Source organism: Flavobacterium sp. ACN2, from assembly GCF_002303885.1.
Classification (GTDB): Bacteria; Bacteroidota; Bacteroidia; order Flavobacteriales; family Flavobacteriaceae; genus Flavobacterium.
This window is the reverse complement of record NZ_MRCM01000005.1, coordinates 210,201-229,010: the sequence shown is the minus strand read 5'-3', so window position 1 is coordinate 229,010 and position 18,810 is coordinate 210,201. Positions and strand designations below refer to the sequence as shown.

Sequence of the window (18,810 nt, the reverse complement as noted above, 5' to 3'; positions counted from 1 at the left end):
AATACACTTAGACTCAAATAGATTCATCAATATTGATATGCTGAATTAGAAACTTATTTCTTTCTCACTGCGAGAACTAGTAACAAATAAACCGAAATAAGTAATTAATCCGTTTAGTGTAATTAATTCATTATCAAAAACATATCCTGCAAATAAAACTTTAGAATATTCATTGATAAAATAGGTAAATAATGGGGATAGTAAACAGATAAACGGAACTAGTTTGTCATTTACATGTCTTGATTTTTGGAACAAACCAAAAGCATACAATCCTAATAATGGACCGTAAGTGTAAGAGGCAACTTTAAAGATCATTCCTACGACTGAACTATCATTGATTGAGTTAAAAATCAGGATGATAAAAAAGATTAAAATAGAGAAACTGATATGTACTAAATGTCTAATTTTTACGGTGTTTTTCTTATGGCTATTTTCCGCTTTGTCCATTCCTAGAAAGTCAACGCAAAAAGAAGTTGTTAGAGCTGTTAGGGCAGAATCTGTTGTTGCAAAAGTGGCAGCAATAATTCCTAATAAAAATACAATTGCAGGAATAAGTGCTAAGTGATTTAAAGCAATTTCAGGGAAAAGCAAATCGGTTCTTGGTTTTCCTGTAACTAAATCTGTAGGAACAGCAATTCCGTTTTTGTTTGCATAGATGTATAAAAGTGCTCCGACGCTCAAAAAGAAAATATTGATTACAACAAAGATTCCTGTAAAAGTGAACATATTTTTTTGTGCTTCGCCAATGTTTTTACAGCTCAAGTTTTTTTGCATTAAATCTTGATCCAAACCAGTCATGGCAATGGTTACGAACATTCCGCCCAGAATTTGTTTTACAAAATGAAATTTACTTCCAAAGAAATCATCAAAGAAAAAGATCTTAGAATAGTTACTGTTTTTTACTTCTTCAAATGCGCTAATGGCACTCAAATCCATACGATCGCAAATGAAATAAATAGTAAGGAAAACAGAAGTTACAAGGAAAAACGTTTGTAAAGTATCGGTAATAATAATTGTTTTTAATCCGCCTTTATAGGTATAAGAAAAGATAAGCAACAGCGAAATTAAAACCGTAAACGCAAAAGGAACATGATAAAAATCGAATACAAAACGCTGTAAAACGATTACTACCAAATACAATCTAAAAGCAGAACTTATTGTACGGCTAATTAAGAAAATAGAAGCGGCTGTTTTATAGCTGAAAAAGCCCATTCTTTGCTCAATATACCCATAAATCGAAGTCAGATTCATTCTATAATACAAAGGCAGCAATAATTTTGTAATGACAATAAATCCAAGCGCATTTCCTAAAACAAACTGAAAATATTTAAATTGTTCACCGCTTGGTGCGCCAACTTCTCCAGGAACAGAAATAAAGGTTACTCCTGAAAGAGCCGTTCCGATCATTCCGAAAGCAACTAAATACCATTTTGAATTTTTATTGGCAGTAAAAAAGGCTTCATTTCCACTGTCTTTTCTGCTGACTCTGTGCGATATATAAAATAATGTTCCGAAATAAACGATAATAAGGAGAAGGATGGTACTTGGTGTCATTTTATAGTTTTGGTGTTTTTTTTGGTTTTTATAAATAATTCAAATCAAAAATTTTTTTAATTGACCTAACAGATTTTACTCTGTTAGGTCGGTGTTAAAAACTCCAAAAAATGAATTTATTCAGCTTTTGAATTTGTATAAATCTATAAAAAGATTTTGATAGGTTTTTAGTTTTCGTGATTTTTGTTGTGAGCTGAAAGTACAGCTCTAACGCTTTTATGTGTGTGCAGTAATTCTTCGGCAACATCGTATTCAATGCCAAGTTCTTCCATAATCATCTTGATACCGCGTTTAACCAATTTTTCGTTAGACAGCTGCATGTCAACCATTTTGTTGCCTTTTACTTTTCCTAATTTGATCATTACCGAAGTAGAAATCATATTTAAAGTAAGTTTTTGAGCCGTTCCAGCTTTCATTCTCGTACTTCCTGTTAAGAATTCAGGCCCTACAATTAACTCAATCGGATAATCAGCTTCTTGAGCAATAAGTCCGTTGCTGATACAAGAAATACTTCCTGTTTTGATGTTGTGTTCTTTAGCTTTTTTAAGGGCTCCTAAAACGTAAGGTGTATTACCAGAAGCTGCAATTCCGATAATCATATCTAAGCTTGAAATTTCGAATTTTGCTAAATCCTTCCATGCTTGTTCGGTGTCGTCTTCAGCATTTTCTACCGCTTTTCTAATGGCAGTGTCCCCACCAGCAATGATTCCGATAATCATATCATGCGGAACACCAAAAGTAGGCGGACATTCAGATGCGTCTAAAATTCCGATTCTCCCAGAAGTTCCAGCTCCAATATAAAATAATCTTCCGCCCAGCTGCATTTTTTTTACAATGGCCTTAACCAGTTTTTCTATTTTAGGAATCTGTTCTTCAATAATATGCGGAACTTTTTTGTCTTCTGTATTAATGTTTGTAAGAAGTTCTTTCACGCTCATTTGATCCAAGTCTTTGTACAAAGATTCTTGTTCAGTTTCAGGGTTTTTATTTTTCATTTTTCTTTTTTTTGATTTTTGAAACCGAGATTTTTCCAATATCAGGCTTCTCTATTTTGCATTAATAGTTTGATATTTTTATCTAGAATTTAATTTTAAAAACATAGAAACACAGGTTTTGATTTTTGTTTAAAAAGGTAACCAATCTTTAAAAAGCAAACCAAAGAGAACTACATTTCTGCATAGCAATATATATGTGTGTGTATGCTAATGAAACGCTTTTGTGTAAGTCTATCAAAGTCTATGTTTCTATTGTTTAAAAAATTAAGTCTAAGGGAACTGAATTAGAAATATTATTTATAAATCAGGTATTTTGTTCGCATTTTTTTGAAAGCTTCAAGATCTTTCTGCCAAGTTTTTCTTATCTCTTTTTCAGAAACACCGCTTTCAATTTGCTGCTGTAGTTTTTTTGTTCCAGCCAGTTTGGTAAAAAATGCGTTGAAGAATTTTGTTTTGTCGCTGGTATTCTGGTACGCTTTAATAAGCCATTTCAATTCTAATTGTTTCAATTTTGGGTAAGCCGTTAAATCTTCTCCAAAGCATTCTTTACCATCATATAAAGGGTCTTTTGCTCCAAAATTGGGTTTCGGAGTAAAACTGAAATTGGTTTTGGTTAAGAATGGAGAGCCATAGATTTGAAATTGTTTCTCAGTTCCGCGTCCCATACTCACATTTGTTCCTTCAAAAAGACATAAACTTGCGTATAAATTTATAGACTGGTCATTTGGTAAATTCGGAGATGGTTTTACCAATAAACTGTAAGGCATTGTTCTGCTGTAATCGACACAAGGAATAACGGTTAGTTTACATTGAGCGCCATCTTTTAGCCATTTTTCACCATTTACCATTTGCGCATATTCACCAATTGTCATTCCGTGAAGGAGCGGAATAGGGTGCATGCCGACAAAACTGGTAAATTCTTTTTCTAAAAGCGGTCCGTCAACAATAGAACCATTTGGATTTGGACGATCAAAAACAATAAGCTGAATATTGTTTTCTGCACAAGCTTCCATTACATAATGCAAAGAAGAAATGTAGGTATAGAATCGTGCTCCTACGTCTTGTAAATCAAAAATCATGACATCAATTCCAGATAACTGCGCTCGTTTTGGTTTTTTGTTGTCGCCATAAAGTGAAATAATCGGAAGACCTGTTTTCGGATCTTTTCCATCAACGATATGTTCACCGGCATCGGCTATTCCTCTAAATCCGTGCTCGGGAGCAAAAATAGTTTGAACAGCAATTTTTTTCTCCAATAGAAAATCAACCACATGCGTTTTATCAGATAAAATTCCGGTCTGGTTGGTTACAATTCCAACTTTTTTATCTTTTAAAAGCGGTAAGTATTTTTCGTAGTTGTCTGCACCTGTTTTTATAACAGCGTTATTAATTTCTGCTGAAATAACATTTTTATCTGGTTGAATGGTTGCAGAATATGACGGGCTATAAAACAGAAATGCTGTAACAAAAGCACTTTTTGCTATAAATTTTATCATTTTAATACAGTTATTAGTTAGAGACAAAATGGACTAATAAAATTAAGATTTTATCGGAGTATATGAATGTTTTAGGCAGATTTGGGGAATCTAAATACTAACAAGATATAACCTGCATGAATCAGGATTAATTTTTTTATTTGGCCTTTTTATTGGTCAAAATGTGTTTAAAAAGAGTATTTTAAAATACTGCCTCCGAAAAGTCTCACGTCGGAGGCAGTGGTATTATAGATATGGTTTTTCAGTTTTACCGAATTACCAGCCTGGATTTTGTTTTAAATCGACACCTTGAGCTTTGTACAAATCAATGTCATTTGTTGGAATGTTCATTAAATAATGCTTAGGTTCGAAAGTTCTTGTGCTTGCTGGGTATATTTTCACATATCCATTTCCGTCCACAACAGTTTGCGATCCAATTGGAGTTCCAATTCTAGCTCCTAGGTTCACGTCAGGGTTTTTGCTAGTGTCTAGGTAATCTCCTTTTTTCCAACGGTAAATATCAGCTTGTCTTAAAGTAGTCCAGCTCATGAATTCGATTTGACGTTCACGACGAACTTCCCAAATTAACGGATTAACTACTCCAGTTAATTGCTCTAAAGAAGAAGTTCTTCTTGGGTCGTTAATCTGAACACCATTTGCGGAAGCATTTACTCCGTCAGTAGTTAATGGAGCGATTCCTGCACGTGCACGAACTTTGTTGATCGATAAATCAAGATCGCTGTTGGTTGCTGTTCCTAATTCAGCGCAAGCTTCAGCATAATTTAAATAAACTTCACTTAAAGTAAATAATGGAGCATCTGTGTAGTTACGTCCTCCAGTAGTTACATCTGGACCTGTTGTAGCAGGGTTGTTGTACAATTCAAATACATATCCTGACATAGAAACCAAAGCTGCAGTACCAAAAGGTTTTCCTTTATAACCATAATTTGCTGGGTTTACTGTTTTTGCAAAGCGAGGATCTCTGTTAGCAAATGTTTTAGCAGCCGTATCGTCACCAGTATATTGGCTGTTTCCAGTTTGCTGAATTGGCAATCCGTTTGTCGTTACATAACTGTCAGCCGCCCATTTTGTTAAACCATACTGAATCGTTGAAGTATTCGTGTAGTTTTGAAGTGAGTGCATTAATACGTTTGTTAAATAACGTTTTGCCAATATCACCTCTGTATTTCCAAGCAATTCAACTGAGTTGTAAAGTCCTTTCCAATCTGCATTCAATTTGTAGCTTGGATTGTTCATGATCATCAATGAAGCTGCTTTTGCTTTGTTTAAGTAAGCGCTTCCATCTTGTCCTAAATGGTATTTTCTGTACGTACCTTCGTAAAGACAAGCATTACTTAAAGCAGCGTAAGCAGTGTATTTATTTGCTGTAACGTTTTTATCATCGCTAACCAACATTAAATCTGCAGCTTCTTGTAATTCTGCAATTACTTTGTCCATAATTTCGGCTCTTGGTTTTGCAGGAGCGTATACTTCTGCATCAGCTTGAGCTAAATACTGATCAGTATACGGTACATCACCAAATTTTTGCACTAAACGGAAATAAGTGTAAGCTCTAAAAAATTTGGCAACTCCAATATAGTGGTTCTTTTTCTCCGTAGACATACTTACTGTTGGTACTTTTTCCAGCATCAAGTTGCAACGACGGATAAGCGTGTAATATTCATTCCAAGAATAAAGATTCGTAGTTGCAGCTGTAACTGGCATTTGATAGAAAGTAAAGGCAGACAAGTTATCATCTACTCTATAATCACTTCCATGGTAGTAGAAGAAAGAAAGTCCGATTGTCGTTCCGTTTCCATAACCATAAAAAGTATCATAATTAAGCCATGAAAAGGTTTTTACGTTATCTTCTGACTGCCAAAAGTTATCGTTTGTAAATTTATCTGCAGGATCATCAGTAAGATAATCTGAACAGCTAACTGCGCTTCCTGCAAGTAAAGCAGTTGCAAACATTAGCAGAAACTTAGATTTTATATTATATTTTTTCATTGTAAGAGTTTTGAATAGTTAGAGATTAGAAAGAGATATCAACACCAACTGACCATGTTTTTGTGTAAGGATAAGCTCTTCCCCAGAAAACTTCTGTTTCGTCGATTTCAGGATCTACAGGAAGACGTTTGTCTGCCCAAGTCGCAATATTTTCACCAGAAGTATATAATCTTACTTTTTCTAATCCTGCTTTTTTTACAAGAGCTACTGGCAAATTATATCCGATAGTAAAGTTTTTTAGACGGAAATAAGACATGTCTAACAAATATCTTGTAGAAGTAACAAAGTTGTTCTGACCTTGAGTACCTGACCCAAAAGTATTTGCTTCGTTACCATAGTATGGATTTGGAAAATAAGCATCTGTGTTTTCTGGAGTCCAGTAATCTGCTTGGTTGGCGTACATTTGCTGAGGCGCACGGAAGAAAGGCAATACAGCATCTGAAGCAGCCCAGTAATCACGTTTTCCAACTCCTTGGAAGAAAGTAGAAATATCAAATCCGCGGAATTTACCACCTAATGTGATACCGTATCTGTAACGAGGAGTTGAGTTACCAATTTTTTTCAAATCTCCATGATCATCTGCAGTTCCAGCTCCACGAGTAATCGCTCCATCACCATCTACGTCTACATAATGAACGTCTCCAGCTCCGTACTTAAAGTTTCCACCCATTGTTTTAGAGTAGTCAACACCATTTACCGTTTTTCCGTTATTAGTAATTACGTCATCAGCCTGTAAAAGTCTATCACTAGTTAATCCCCAGATTTGACCAATTTCATAACCATCATAGTAAGGTTTCGTATCTGGAGTAACTAAAGCTAATAATTTAGAAGAGTTGTTCCATTTTGTAATAACCGATTTAGAATCAGATAAAGCAAGATCAACAAAAACAGAAGCCGTTTCGCTTAAATTTTTATTAAAGTTCAAAGAAAGCTCCCAACCTTGAGTTCTCATGTTTCCTGAGTTAGTTTGTGCAGAAGTCTGTCCAAATGAACCTGGAAGTGTTATACCAGGAGCAAGCATTCCTTTTGTATCACGCTGATACCAATCAAAAGAAGCACCCAGCATATCAAATATTTTAACATCGATACCCACATCTTTTGTCATTACTTTTTCCCAAGTTAATGCAGGGTCTACGTTTGTTGGTAAGTTTGTAGAAGGAGGAAGAGTAGCACCGCTATTTACCCAAGAAGGATTTTTAGCTGTCATGATCGATAAGAAAGCATTGTTTCCAACATTTTGGTTACCGATTGATCCGATAGAACCACGCAATTTAAGATCATTTAACCATCCGCGAGTTCCTTCCATAAATTTCTCGTTCACAATTTTGTATCCTACAGAAGCAGAAGGGAAGAATCCCCATTGTTCGTTAGTTGGGAATCTTGAAGAACCATCGTAACGAGCATTTAATTCAACTAAATAAATTCCGTTATAATCATAATTCACACGTCCAAAGAAACCTGCAATTGAGTATTCTGTTACCGTTGGATTTAAATCTGTGTTTGCAGCTCCAGAAACAAATTGTTCTCCTACCGCAAGGTTAAATTCTGGTTTTGATTTGTCTAAAAGCGTATTTCTTCTTGCATAGTTGCGAGATAAATTTTGCCATTCTGAGTTGAAACCAGCTAAGAATTTGAAATTATGCTTGTCAAATTGTTTTTTATAGTTACCATAAATGTTTACCACATTTGTAGTTGACTCTTGTTTTGATTGTCCAACAAAATCATTTCCTGTTTCAAGAGTTGCAGGAGTTGCAGTTTGAATTGTAGTTGCATCGTATGGCATTGCAGACCAGCTGTCCCATGCTAAGAATTTACCACCATTTTGTTTTCTGTTGTAATAATCGTTTACACTGCTAATTTCAGTGATAAGGTTTAAATCTTTTGTAATATCTGCTGTAAATCTAGCGCTTAACCTTGTATTGCGTTTATTGTTTTCGTTTCTAGAAGCATTAGATAAATATCCTCCAGCTGTACGGAAATTGTATCCTCTGTAAGTTCCAAAATTCGGGAAATATTGCCCCCAACGAAGCGCATAACCAAAGTAACCTCCGTAACCTGTGTCATCGGTTCCAGAACCTCCATAATAGTTAAACGGCTGATCGTAAGAACTATTGATTGTCATTACTTTGAAATCTCCAGTAAGCCAATCTGCTAATTTTGTTGTAAAACCTAAGTTGATGTTGATTCTTTGTCTTTTTTCCTGATTTACTCTTAACATACCATCTTGGTTGGTCAATCCGAACGAAGCAAAGAATGAACTTTTATCACCTAAATTTCCTTGTGCAGAAACATTATGCGTTGTTTGTAACGCATTACTAGCATACAATTCTTTATTTGCATCCCAAACTCTGTAAAAATAAGGAACACCATTTTTTATTTCCCAATCTTCTCCATAAACCATTTCATTACTGGTACGATTGTTTGCGTATTTTGCTTTCCAATTTTTAATTCCGTCTAATAAAATGCTGTAGTTCTGACCAAAAATCTCTGGAGTAGAACCATCCGTTCTTGTTCCTGCAGCGATCAATCCTGGAATTTCTTCTGTTGGATCTAAGAATTTAAGTGTAGAAATCGGATTTACAAAAGCAGTATTTGCTGAATACGAAAATCTCACTTTTCCTTCACCCGTTTTTCCGCTTTTTGTAGTAATAAGAACAACACCAAACGCAGCACGAGCACCATAAATAGATGCAGAAGCAGCATCTTTAAGTACAGACATCGTTGCGATATCATTTGGGTTAATCAATGATAAGTCGGTAGGAACACCGTCTACTAATATTAAAGGATCGTCTGAACCATTAATTGTACCCGCTCCACGAATGTTGATTTTTGCGGCACGGTTAATATTTCCTGAGTTAAAATTAATGTTTACACCCGGAGTAGTACCTTGTAAAGCTTTACTAACATCAGTTAAAGGTCTGCTTCCAATTGTTTTAGCAACATCAATATTGGCAACAGCTCCTGTTAAGTTCGTTTTTTTCTGAGAAGCAAAACCTACAACAACAACTTCGTCTAGTTTCGAAGTGCTTTCTATAAGACCAACATTTATTTTCTGTTGGCTTTCCACTTTAATTGATTGAGTTTCATAACCCATATAACTAAAGCTTAGAGTTCGTCCCGGCGCTACAGAAATGCTGTAGTTTCCATCAAAGTCAGTGGTTGTGCCATTATTTGTTCCTTGAATAACGACGCTGACTCCTGGAATTGGAATTCCGTCTGCTTTGCTTTTTACTGTTCCAGTAACTGTTTTTGCTTGTCCAAATGCTGCTTGAATGCACAAAAACAACACTGAAATAAAGAGTAACTTTTTCATGATTAATCTGGTTTTTTATGGTTGTTGTTGAAGCAAATATATTTATTTATTGCATATAAATGCGTTATTTTGGATTTTTTTTCTAAAAATAATTTAAAAAACGCAAAATAACGCAAGTTTTGATAAAAAATAATTATTGATTTTGTTTTTAAAATCTTACTAATGCATGATTTTGCAGTTTTTGGGCTCTTTTCTGATATAGAATGAAATATTTGATATATTTGTGATGAATTTTAACTTTTATAAAAAAATGCTGAAAGCCGAGAGACATAAATACATAATGACTAAACTTATTGAAGACCAAAAAGTTGTTACAACAGATTTAGCTTTGGCTCTCGATTTGTCTGAAGATACCATAAGAAGAGATTTAAATGAATTGGATAGCAGAAAGCAGTTAGAGAAAGTATACGGCGGTGCTGTTCAAGTTAAAGAAAAACCTGCAAATGTATTTGATATTGCCATAACGGCAGAAGAACAGAAAAAGCAAATCGTAACAAAAGCATTGTCTCTTCTTCATGATGATCAGGTTATTATAATGAGTGGAGGAAGCACTAATTTGGTTTTTGCAAAGTTAATTCCGGCCGATTTGAAAGCTACAATATATACTTATAGTTTACCAATCGCCATGCAGTTGTCTCAGCATCCTAATATTGATTTGATTTTTATTGGCGGCAAAATGCAGAAAAACGCAATGGTAACAATAGGTATGGATGTAATTCAGGTGGTTTCTAAAATTAAAGCCGATATTTGTTTCATTGGTGCCAGCAGTATTAATATCAAACAAGGACTTACAGAAGTAGGTTACGAAATCTCAATTGTCAAAAAAGCAATGATAGAAGCTTCTGATAGAGTGGTTTCGATGTTTGCTTCAAATAAATTAAATACCAAAATGCCTCATGGTGTTTGCGATCTTACCCAGCTGGATACTATTGTAACAGAATTAGATCCAGAAGATGAAAAACTAGATGAATATAGAAAATCGGGAGTCTTTATCTTATAACTTTAAACTTATTTAGTGTAGTTTTTGCGTTTTGTTGCGTTATTTGAATTTTATTATGTTAAAAAACGCAAAATAATGTATTTGTATGCTTTTTGTATCTATATTTGTTAAAACTAATTTTATTAGTCAGATATATTTATCAAAATCATTTCTTCGTCTGCATACCATTTTTGTGCTGCATTTGAAAAAGTTCAAAGCTTTTAAAAGAAACTTTAATAAATATTGAATTCTAATAAAATTTAGAATGTATTGTTTTTGCTGAATAGCTTTTTAGCGAAGTGCAGAAGTAAAACATTTATTAAAGAACCAAAAGCAACAGAACCAATTAAATGTCCGATTCTCTCCAATTACAAGAATTAGAAACTTCTTTAGAAGGAACTCTTTTTTATGATGACCTTCATAAAAAAATATACGCCACAGATGCCTCTGCTTATAGAATTATGCCTCTTGCCGTGGCCATTCCAAAATCAGAAAATGATATTGTAAATATTATTCGGTTTGCTTCCAAAAATAAAATTTCCATAACGCCCAGAACAGCAGGAACATCTTTGGCGGGACAGACTATTGGAAGCGGAATCATTGTAGACGTCTCAAAACATTTTAATAAAATTGTTTCTTTTGATCCTAAAAAGAAAACCATAACCGTTCAGCCTGGAGTAATTCGCGATGAACTGAATTTATATCTAAAACCACACGGACTCTTTTTTGCTCCAACTACATCGACAACCAATAGATGCATGATTGGCGGAATGGTCGGAAACAATTCGTCGGGAACAACTTCAATTCGTTATGGTGTTACCCGAGATAAAATTGTAGAAATAAAAGCCGTTTTAAGTGACGGAACTACTGCAGTATTTAGAGATTTAACTTCGGATGAATTTATCGAGAAAACAAAAGGGGATTCTTTAGAAAATAAAATTTATAAAACGATTTACGACGAACTTTCGAACAAAGAAAATCAGGAAGAAATCTTAAAAGAATTTCCAAAACCAGAAATTCACAGACGAAATACCGGTTATGCAATTGATATTTTACTGAAATCGAAACTTTTTTCGGGAACAGAAGATACCATCAATTTAGGAAAACTCCTTTGCGGAAGTGAAGGAACTTTGGCCTTTACGACAGAAATCACTTTGAAAGTAGACGATCTGCCACCAGTAAACAATATTATGGTTGTGGCACATTTTCATACCATTCAAGAAAGCTTGGAAGCCGTTGTCACTGCCATGAAACATCATTTGTACACTTGCGAAATGATGGATGACACGATTTTAGATTGTACAAAAACCAATAGAGAACAGGCTAAAAACCGATTTTTTATTGTAGGCGAACCAAAAGCAGTGATTATGCTCGAAGTTGGATCGCACATTAGTATGGAAGATGCCGAATTGCAAGCCGATGCTTTAATTAAAGATCTTCAAATTAATGGTTTTGGATATGCCTTGCCAAAAATTTACGGAACTGATATTGACAAAGTAAACGAGGTAAGAAAAGCAGGTCTTGGACTTTTAGGAAGTATTGTGGGCGATGATAAAGCAGCCGATTCTATTGAAGATACAGCAGTAGAATTAAGTGATCTTCCCAATTACATTGCCGATTTTGCAGCGATGATGGAAAGACACGGACAAAGTGCCATTTATTATGCGCATGCTGGAGCGGGAGAGCTGCATTTGCGTCCGAAGATAAATTTGAAGACAAAAGAAGGATTGCATCAATTCAGAAATTTATCTACTGAAGTAGCACATTTGGTAAAAAAATATAGGGGTTCGTTAAGTGGCGAACATGGTGACGGAATTCTGCGTGGAGAGTTTTTGCCGTTTATGATTGGCGATAAAAACTACGAACTATTAAAAAGAGTAAAAAAAGCATTTGATCCTGATACTATTTTGAATGTTGGGAAAATTGTAAATGCTTCTAAAATGGATGAAAACCTTCGTTTTGAAGGGGGACGAGTAGAACCTGAAATAAAAACGATTCAGGATTTCTCAGATAGTTTAGGGGTTTTACGCGCTGCAGAAAAATGCAACGGTTCGGGTGATTGCCGAAAAATGCCTTCGGCGGGTGGAACTTTATGTCCGAGTTATCGTGCTACAAGAAATGAAAAAGATACTACACGTGCACGCGCCAACGCTTTAAGAGAATATCTAACGAATTCTGAAAAAGAAAATAAATTTGATCACGAAGAATTATACAAGGTTTTTGAATTGTGTGTAAGCTGTAAAGCCTGTGCCAGCGAATGCCCGAGTAACGTAGACGTAGCGACATTAAAAGCTGAATTTTTATACCAATACCAAAAAGCAAATGGTTTTTCTTTCCGAAATAAAATTTTTGCTTTCAATTCAAAATTGAATGAATTGGGAAGTATTGCGCCATCCGTTACCAATTGGGCATCCAACCTTTCTTTCGTTAAAAAACGAATGGGAATTGCGCCTGAAAGACAAGTGCCGTTACTGGCTCCAAAGACATTTAGAAAATGGTACGAAAAGAACAAGAAACGTAATATAAACAGCTCTTTTGAGAATGGCAATGTTTATCTTTTTTGTGATGAATTTACCAATTATTACGATGTTTCAGTCGGAATCGATGCCTATGAATTATTAACCAAATTAGGTTATAACGTCATTATAATCGATCATGAAGAAAGCGGAAGAGCTTTTATATCAAAAGGTTTTCTGGAAGAAGCGCAGGAAATCGCCAATAAAAACATCAATACCTTTAAAAATATAATTTCTGAAAATACGCCTTTAATCGGAATTGAACCTTCGGCGATATTGACTTTCAGAGACGAATATCTCCGATTGGCTGCAGATAAGGAAAATGCTGAAAAATTAGCCAAAAATACTTTTACAGTCGAAGAGTTTTTCAAAAGAGAAATTGGAAACGGAAAAATTCACGCGGGACAATTTTCTGAAAAAGAGAAAAATATCAAAATTCATGGGCATTGCCATCAAAAATCATTGAGTAGTGTAGAAGCTTCTTTTGCGATGCTGAATATTCCAAAAAATAATACGGTTACGATTTATAATTCTGGCTGTTGCGGAATGGCAGGTTCATTTGGATATGAAAAAGAACATTACGAAATCAGTATGAAGATGGGTGAAGATACGCTGTTTCCGAAAATCAGGGCAACAGAGCCATCAACAGAAATTGCAGCCGCAGGAACCAGTTGCCGCCATCAGATTTTTGACGGAACTAGCAGAAAAGCCATGCATCCCGTAACTATTTTAAAAGATTGTTTGAAATAATTTTTTGTATTTTCCCAGTGCTTTTCAAAAATATTATTTTATAAAAACATCAATTATGAAAAAAACAATTTACACCTTTTTGTTCGCATTTCTAATTTTTACGGCAAGAGCAGCAAAGGTTGACACTTTGCAAGTTTTTAGTCCTTCGATGCAGAAGAACATTAAAACTTGTGTAGTAGTTCCGGACAATTATAAAAAGAGTAAGAAAGCATTTCCAGTTGTTTATCTGCTTCACGGCTATAGCGGAAATTATGCTTCATGGGCCAAAGATTTTAAAGAACTAGGAAAACAAGTAGATCAATACGGATTTATAGTGGTTGGAGTAGACGGAAATTACTCAAGCTGGTATTTTGACAGTCCGATTGATCCGAGTTTTAAATATGAAACTTATGTGGTAAAAGAATTGGTTCCATTTATTGATAAACAGTATAGAACAATTGCAGACCGTAAAGCAAGAGCCATTTCAGGTTTAAGCATGGGCGGGCATGGTGCTTTGTATCTGTCATTTAAACATCAAGATGTATTTGGTGCAGCAGGAAGTATGAGCGGAGGGGTAGATTTTCGTCCGTTTCCTGAAAATTGGGATATCAAAAAACGATTAGGTCCAATTACCGAATTCCCAGAAAACTGGAATCAGAATACCGTGACCAATATGTTAGACTTGGTAAAAGACAATAAACTAAAACTGATTATTGACTGCGGAGTTGATGATTTCTTTATGAAAGTAAACAGAGAACTGCATGCAAAAATGCTGGATCTAAAAATAAATCACGATTATATCGAACGTCCAGGCGAACATAATCTTAAATACTGGGAGAATTCTTTAAAATATCAGCTTTTATTTTTTCATGATTTCTTCAACGAAAACATAAAAACAAAGTAATGTTAAGTGCATTGCGAACTACCGATAATTCGTAATGCATAAATTTTGGTTGGTTATCCTAACAGGTTTTCAAAACCTGTTAGGTATTTTTTGCCACAGATTAAAAGATTAAAAAAGATTTTTTTGTCAAAAATTAAATCTATTAAATCTGCTAAATCTGCGAGAGAAAATAACCGACAAAGAATAAAAAAAGAAAAAACTTTGCGCCTCTGCGCCTTTGCGAGATTAAAAAAAAAAGAAAATAAAACTTTTGCGAACATAGCGTAAACCACTGCGCTCTTTGCGGTTAAAATTTTCTGCCAAAAATATTATACTAACTACCTAAAATAATAATTTATGAAAAGCCTAAAAATTATGATTTTGGTATTGCTGATTCAGACCAAAATTTTCAGTCAGCAGTCTCCAAAAAGAGAAATGCGAGCCGCTTGGATTTCTACCGTAGAAAACATTGACTGGCCTTCTAAACCAGGATTATCAGACAAAGAAATGAAGAACGAAATGATTGCCATTCTGGATAATCTACGTTCTTATAATATGAATACTGTAATTTTTCAGATTCGCCCAACTGCCGATGCGTATTACAAATCGACCAAAGAACCTGCATCGCATTGGATAACCGGAACTCAAGGCGTTGCTCCAGGTTTCGATCCGTTGCAGATGATGATTGACGAAGCAGGAAAACGCGGAATGAACGTTCATGTGTGGCTTAATCCGTATCGTGTTCAGAAAGATACGGTAAGAGATGCGCTTTCAAAAAATCACCTATATTTTAAAAGACCAGACCTTTTCCTGACGTACGGAAAAACCAGATATTTTAATCCAGGTTTGCAAGAAACCAGAAATTTTGTTGCTTCTGTTGTAGGCGAGATTGTTCGTAAATACGATATTCAGGCCGTGCATATGGATGATTATTTTTATCCCTATAAAATTGAAGGGCAGGAATTTCCAGATGAAAAAGCATTCGCTAAAGAACCGCGCCAGTTTAAAGACAAAGACGATTGGAGAAGAGACAATGTCGATTTAATCATCAAACAAATCAGAGATACTATTATTGCCAATAAACCTGCAGTCGAATTCGGAATTTCGCCATTTGGAGTTTGGAGAAATATTGCCAAAGATTCGCAAGGTTCTAATACAAAAGCAGGAGCAACCAATTATGATGACTTGTATGCGAATATCTTAAAATGGCAAAAAGAGAATTGGATCGATTATGTAACGCCTCAAATCTATTGGCACATTGGTTTTGACAGAGCTAATTTTGAAGTTCTAGCAAAATGGTGGGCAGAACACAAATATGGAGCAAATGTTTACGTGGGTCATGGCGATTACAAAATTTCAACTACTGCTAAAGAACCGGAATGGAGAAGTCCTGATCAAATTGTAAAGCAGATTGAAATGATTCGCAAAATGCCTCAAATTGATGGTTCAATGCATTTTACTGCTTCGACTTTCCTAAAAAAAGGAGATACGCTTAGAAATCCTCTTCTTCAAAAAGAATACAAATACATCGCTTTAACTCCAGAAGCAAACAGAATTACGAGATTAAAACCAGAACCGCCAACAAATGCAGTAATAGTTAAAAAAGGCGATAAAGCAGTTTTAACTTGGAAAGCGGCTTTCAATGACAAAAAATATGTGATTTACAGATTTCCAAAAGGAAAAATTACCGATTTCTCAAATCCTCAGAATATTTATTATGTGACAACGGCTCTAAAACTAGAAGTGCCAAACCCAGATTTGGAAAACTATGTTTATGCGCTCACCGCTTTGAGTCAGACTCAGACAGAAAGCAGTCCGATTGAATTTTCAACAAAATAAAATATAAAAAGAAATGAGAAAAAGTATTCTTCTATTAGCCGTATTTCTAAGTTCGCTTAGTTTTGTACAAGCCCAAAAATTAGACCTAATTCCGAAACCTGTATCCGTTCAGCAAAGTGCGGGAGAGTTTGTTTTGCCTTCGCCATTAAAAATTGTTGTAGACAAAAAACTTAAAAATAGCGCCGATTATATCACAGCTGGTTTTTCAAAAAATACTGGAATTACCCCAATTATTTCCATTGAAAAAAAACACGGAAAAAATACTATTTCATTTCTAGTAGATAAGAAATTGGATCTGCCAGATGAAGGTTATCAATTAGAAATAAATGAAAAAGGAATTTTCGTAAAAGGAAAAACGGATAAAGGCGTTTTAAACGGATTCCAAACTTTACTGCAAATCTGTTCTGCAAAAGAAGTCAAAAAAGGAACTGTTCCGTTTGTAAAAATAGAAGATTATCCTCGTTTTGATTGGCGCGGAATGATGCTCGATTGTTCAAGACAATTTTTCGATAAACAAACCGTAAAAAATTATATCGACTGGTTGGCCGCTCATAAAATGAATGTTTTTCATTGGCATTTAACAGATGATAACGGTTGGAGAATCGAAATCAAATCATTGCCAGATTTAACTTTAAAAGGTGCTTGGAGAGGACCAGGAGAAGTTCTATTGCCGTCTTATGGTTCGGGAGATAAACGTTATGGCGGTTTTTATACACAAGAAGATATTAGAGAAGTCGTAGCTTATGCTGCAGATCGTGGTATTTCGGTTATGCCAGAGATTGAAATTCCGGGACATTCGCGTGCGGTAACGGCTTCATATCCAGAAGTGGGTTGTGCGATAACGCAGGAACTTAAAAGTGTTCAGGGAGAAGTAAAAAATGTTTGGTGTGTAGGGCGTGAAGAAAATTATGATCTTTTGGATTCAATAATCAAAGAAGTTTCTGGACTATTTCCTTTTGAATATATTCATATTGCAGGAGACGAAGTGAATCGTGCCAATTGGGAACATTGTCCAAAATGTCAAGCTTTAATGGCAAAAGAAGGATTTACAGATAGTTTTCAGCTTCAGAATTATTTCTTTAGAAGGGTTCAAACAATTGTCGATAAATACCATAAAAAAACAGATGGATGGAATGAAATTCTGAAAGGCGGAGAAATCAATCCAAATACTCTTATTTCTGCTTGGCAGGGAATTAGTTACGGAATTGAATCGGCTAAAAAAGGATATAAAACCATCATGATGCCAGGACAGTTTACGTATTATGATATGGCGCAATCAGAAACAGAACGCGGTCACCGCTGGGCAGCAATTACCGATACAAAAAGAGCGTATTCTTTTGAACCAATTCCTGATGCCGATTTAACTCCAGAAGAACAGAAAAATATAATTGGAGTTCAAGGCGCTTTATGGAGCGAATATCTGGATCGCCCGACAAGAATCATGGAATACCAGAGTTATCCGAGAATCAGTGCTTTGTCTGAAATTGGCTGGTCTAAAAAAGAAGATAAAAACTGGGATGATTTTTATGGAAGATTAACACACAGCCATTTGCAAAGATTAGCCAATATGGGAATTGCATTTAGAGATTTCCCTCCAACAGCTATTTATAAAAACGGAACAATTAGCGTAACGCCTCCTTATGAAGGTGCCGTTGTACGATTTGATAAAGATGGAAATGAGCCAACAAGACAATCGCCTTTGTATACTGGACCAATTCAGACGAAAGATTACGAGCAGTATATGTTTAGAGTTTTTTTCAATGAAACGTCGGCAAGTCCAGCTGTAAAAGTGGAGAAATTGCCTGTTGCTACTTGGAATACTTCAAAAGCGGAAGTTCTGACTATTTCTGAAAACATCTCAGATCATGTAGACAAAAAGGGCATTTGGTATATGACTTTTAATCCAACAGACGATGGAGCAAACGGAACAATCAAAAATGTTTCGCTTTTTGAAAATGATAAATTGGTTCAGACTTACGCTGATGAAAAAGCTTTAAAATCAAAACCTCGCTTGAGATTTCTAATTGAAAATTACAACGCAAAAAATACCTATAGATTAGATTTTACGGTCGAAAATAAAGAAGAGAAAAAGTCTGCAGCAAATGTAAAATTCAATTGTTCGCCTTATCAAGAACCAGAAGTAAAAGTGACTTCGTCGATGGCAGAAAATCCGAAGTTCCCAATTGCGAATCTGCAAGATTATAATGAAGAAACGTACTTGCGTACCGATGTTGCGTGTAAAGACGGCGATTGGATTTTGTATACTTTTACTAATCCTGTAACATCTTCTAAAATTGATGTTTTAACTGGAATTCCGCATCATCCGAGATTTATAATAAACAACGGTTTTGTTGAGTTTTCATATAATGGAACTGATTTTATAAAAGGCGATAATTTCGATTACGGAAATGCATCCATTTATCCGAAACAGCCTGTAAAAGCAGTTAGAATTCAAATTACAGGAACCAATAATGAGCCTTTGATGGCGGGGCAGGACTTAAAAATTAATCCGTAGTA

The 18,810-nt window shown here is 35.1% G+C and carries 11 protein-coding genes; 6 read left to right on the top strand and 5 right to left on the bottom strand.

Annotated elements, in window-relative coordinates:
• Window positions 1–45 precede the first annotated feature (45 nt).
• From BSF41_RS08145 to BSF41_RS08125, 5 genes are all read right to left on the bottom strand, one after another.
• On the bottom strand, window positions 46–1,554 hold the full coding sequence (locus tag BSF41_RS08145; protein WP_095928997.1) for a sodium:solute symporter: 1,509 nt from the start codon (window positions 1,552–1,554) through the stop codon (window positions 46–48).
• A 167-nt stretch (window positions 1,555–1,721) separates the two neighbouring features.
• Window positions 1,722–2,549 carry an N-acetylmuramic acid 6-phosphate etherase gene (murQ, locus tag BSF41_RS08140; protein WP_095928996.1) on the bottom strand — a complete coding sequence of 276 codons (828 nt, stop codon included), beginning with the start codon at window positions 2,547–2,549 and terminating at the stop codon, window positions 1,722–1,724.
• A 293-nt stretch (window positions 2,550–2,842) separates the two neighbouring features.
• The gene (locus tag BSF41_RS08135) at window positions 2,843–4,045 is read right to left on the bottom strand and encodes an exo-beta-N-acetylmuramidase NamZ domain-containing protein (protein WP_095928995.1); all 1,203 of its coding nucleotides are present in this window, start codon (window positions 4,043–4,045) and stop codon (window positions 2,843–2,845) included.
• 255 nt (window positions 4,046–4,300) lie between these two features.
• Entirely contained in the window at window positions 4,301–6,034 is a 1,734-nt protein-coding gene (locus tag BSF41_RS08130; RefSeq protein WP_095928994.1) for a RagB/SusD family nutrient uptake outer membrane protein, read from the bottom strand.
• Between the two features lie 25 nt (window positions 6,035–6,059).
• On the bottom strand, window positions 6,060–9,347 hold the full coding sequence (locus BSF41_RS08125; protein ID WP_095928993.1) for a TonB-dependent receptor: 3,288 nt from the start codon (window positions 9,345–9,347) through the stop codon (window positions 6,060–6,062).
• A 250-nt stretch (window positions 9,348–9,597) separates the two neighbouring features.
• Here BSF41_RS08125 and BSF41_RS08120 point away from each other — a divergent pair, with 250 nt between their 5' ends.
• The 6 genes from BSF41_RS08120 to BSF41_RS08100 all read left to right on the top strand — a co-directional run bounded on the left by BSF41_RS08120 (window position 9,598) and on the right by BSF41_RS08100 (window position 18,808).
• Window positions 9,598–10,347 carry a DeoR/GlpR family DNA-binding transcription regulator gene (locus BSF41_RS08120; RefSeq protein ID WP_095929098.1) on the top strand — a complete coding sequence of 250 codons (750 nt, stop codon included), beginning with the start codon at window positions 9,598–9,600 and terminating at the stop codon, window positions 10,345–10,347.
• 329 nt (window positions 10,348–10,676) lie between these two features.
• Window positions 10,677–13,592 (top strand): FAD-binding and (Fe-S)-binding domain-containing protein, encoded by a 2,916-nt coding sequence (locus BSF41_RS08115; protein ID WP_095928992.1) that lies wholly within the window; start codon window positions 10,677–10,679, stop codon window positions 13,590–13,592.
• Between the two features lie 55 nt (window positions 13,593–13,647).
• Window positions 13,648–14,475, top strand: coding sequence for an alpha/beta hydrolase family protein (locus tag BSF41_RS08110; protein WP_095928991.1), 828 nt, complete (start codon window positions 13,648–13,650; stop codon window positions 14,473–14,475).
• Window positions 14,476–14,598: 123 nt separating this feature from the next.
• The gene (locus tag BSF41_RS23705) at window positions 14,599–14,742 is read left to right on the top strand and encodes a hypothetical protein (RefSeq protein ID WP_172426867.1); all 144 of its coding nucleotides are present in this window, start codon (window positions 14,599–14,601) and stop codon (window positions 14,740–14,742) included.
• A gap of 69 nt (window positions 14,743–14,811) precedes the next feature.
• On the top strand, window positions 14,812–16,293 hold the full coding sequence (locus BSF41_RS08105) for a glycoside hydrolase family 10 protein (RefSeq protein ID WP_095928990.1): 1,482 nt from the start codon (window positions 14,812–14,814) through the stop codon (window positions 16,291–16,293).
• 13 nt (window positions 16,294–16,306) lie between these two features.
• Window positions 16,307–18,808, top strand: a complete 2,502-nt coding sequence (locus BSF41_RS08100) for a beta-N-acetylhexosaminidase (protein ID WP_095928989.1) — start codon at window positions 16,307–16,309, stop codon at window positions 18,806–18,808.
• The last annotated feature ends 2 nt before the right edge of the window (window positions 18,809–18,810 follow it).

Coding starts and splice junctions, on each gene's coding strand:
- BSF41_RS08145 (WP_095928997.1), bottom strand. CDS start 1,554: ATGACACCAAGTACCATCCTTCTCCTTATTATCGTTTATTTCGGAACA.
- murQ (WP_095928996.1), bottom strand. CDS start 2,549: ATGAAAAATAAAAACCCTGAAACTGAACAAGAATCTTTGTACAAAGAC.
- BSF41_RS08135 (WP_095928995.1), bottom strand. CDS start 4,045: ATGATAAAATTTATAGCAAAAAGTGCTTTTGTTACAGCATTTCTGTTT.
- BSF41_RS08130 (WP_095928994.1), bottom strand. CDS start 6,034: ATGAAAAAATATAATATAAAATCTAAGTTTCTGCTAATGTTTGCAACT.
- BSF41_RS08125 (WP_095928993.1), bottom strand. CDS start 9,347: ATGAAAAAGTTACTCTTTATTTCAGTGTTGTTTTTGTGCATTCAAGCA.
- BSF41_RS08120 (WP_095929098.1), top strand. CDS start 9,598: ATGCTGAAAGCCGAGAGACATAAATACATAATGACTAAACTTATTGAA.
- BSF41_RS08115 (WP_095928992.1), top strand. CDS start 10,677: ATGTCCGATTCTCTCCAATTACAAGAATTAGAAACTTCTTTAGAAGGA.
- BSF41_RS08110 (WP_095928991.1), top strand. CDS start 13,648: ATGAAAAAAACAATTTACACCTTTTTGTTCGCATTTCTAATTTTTACG.
- BSF41_RS08105 (WP_095928990.1), top strand. CDS start 14,812: ATGAAAAGCCTAAAAATTATGATTTTGGTATTGCTGATTCAGACCAAA.
- BSF41_RS08100 (WP_095928989.1), top strand. CDS start 16,307: ATGAGAAAAAGTATTCTTCTATTAGCCGTATTTCTAAGTTCGCTTAGT.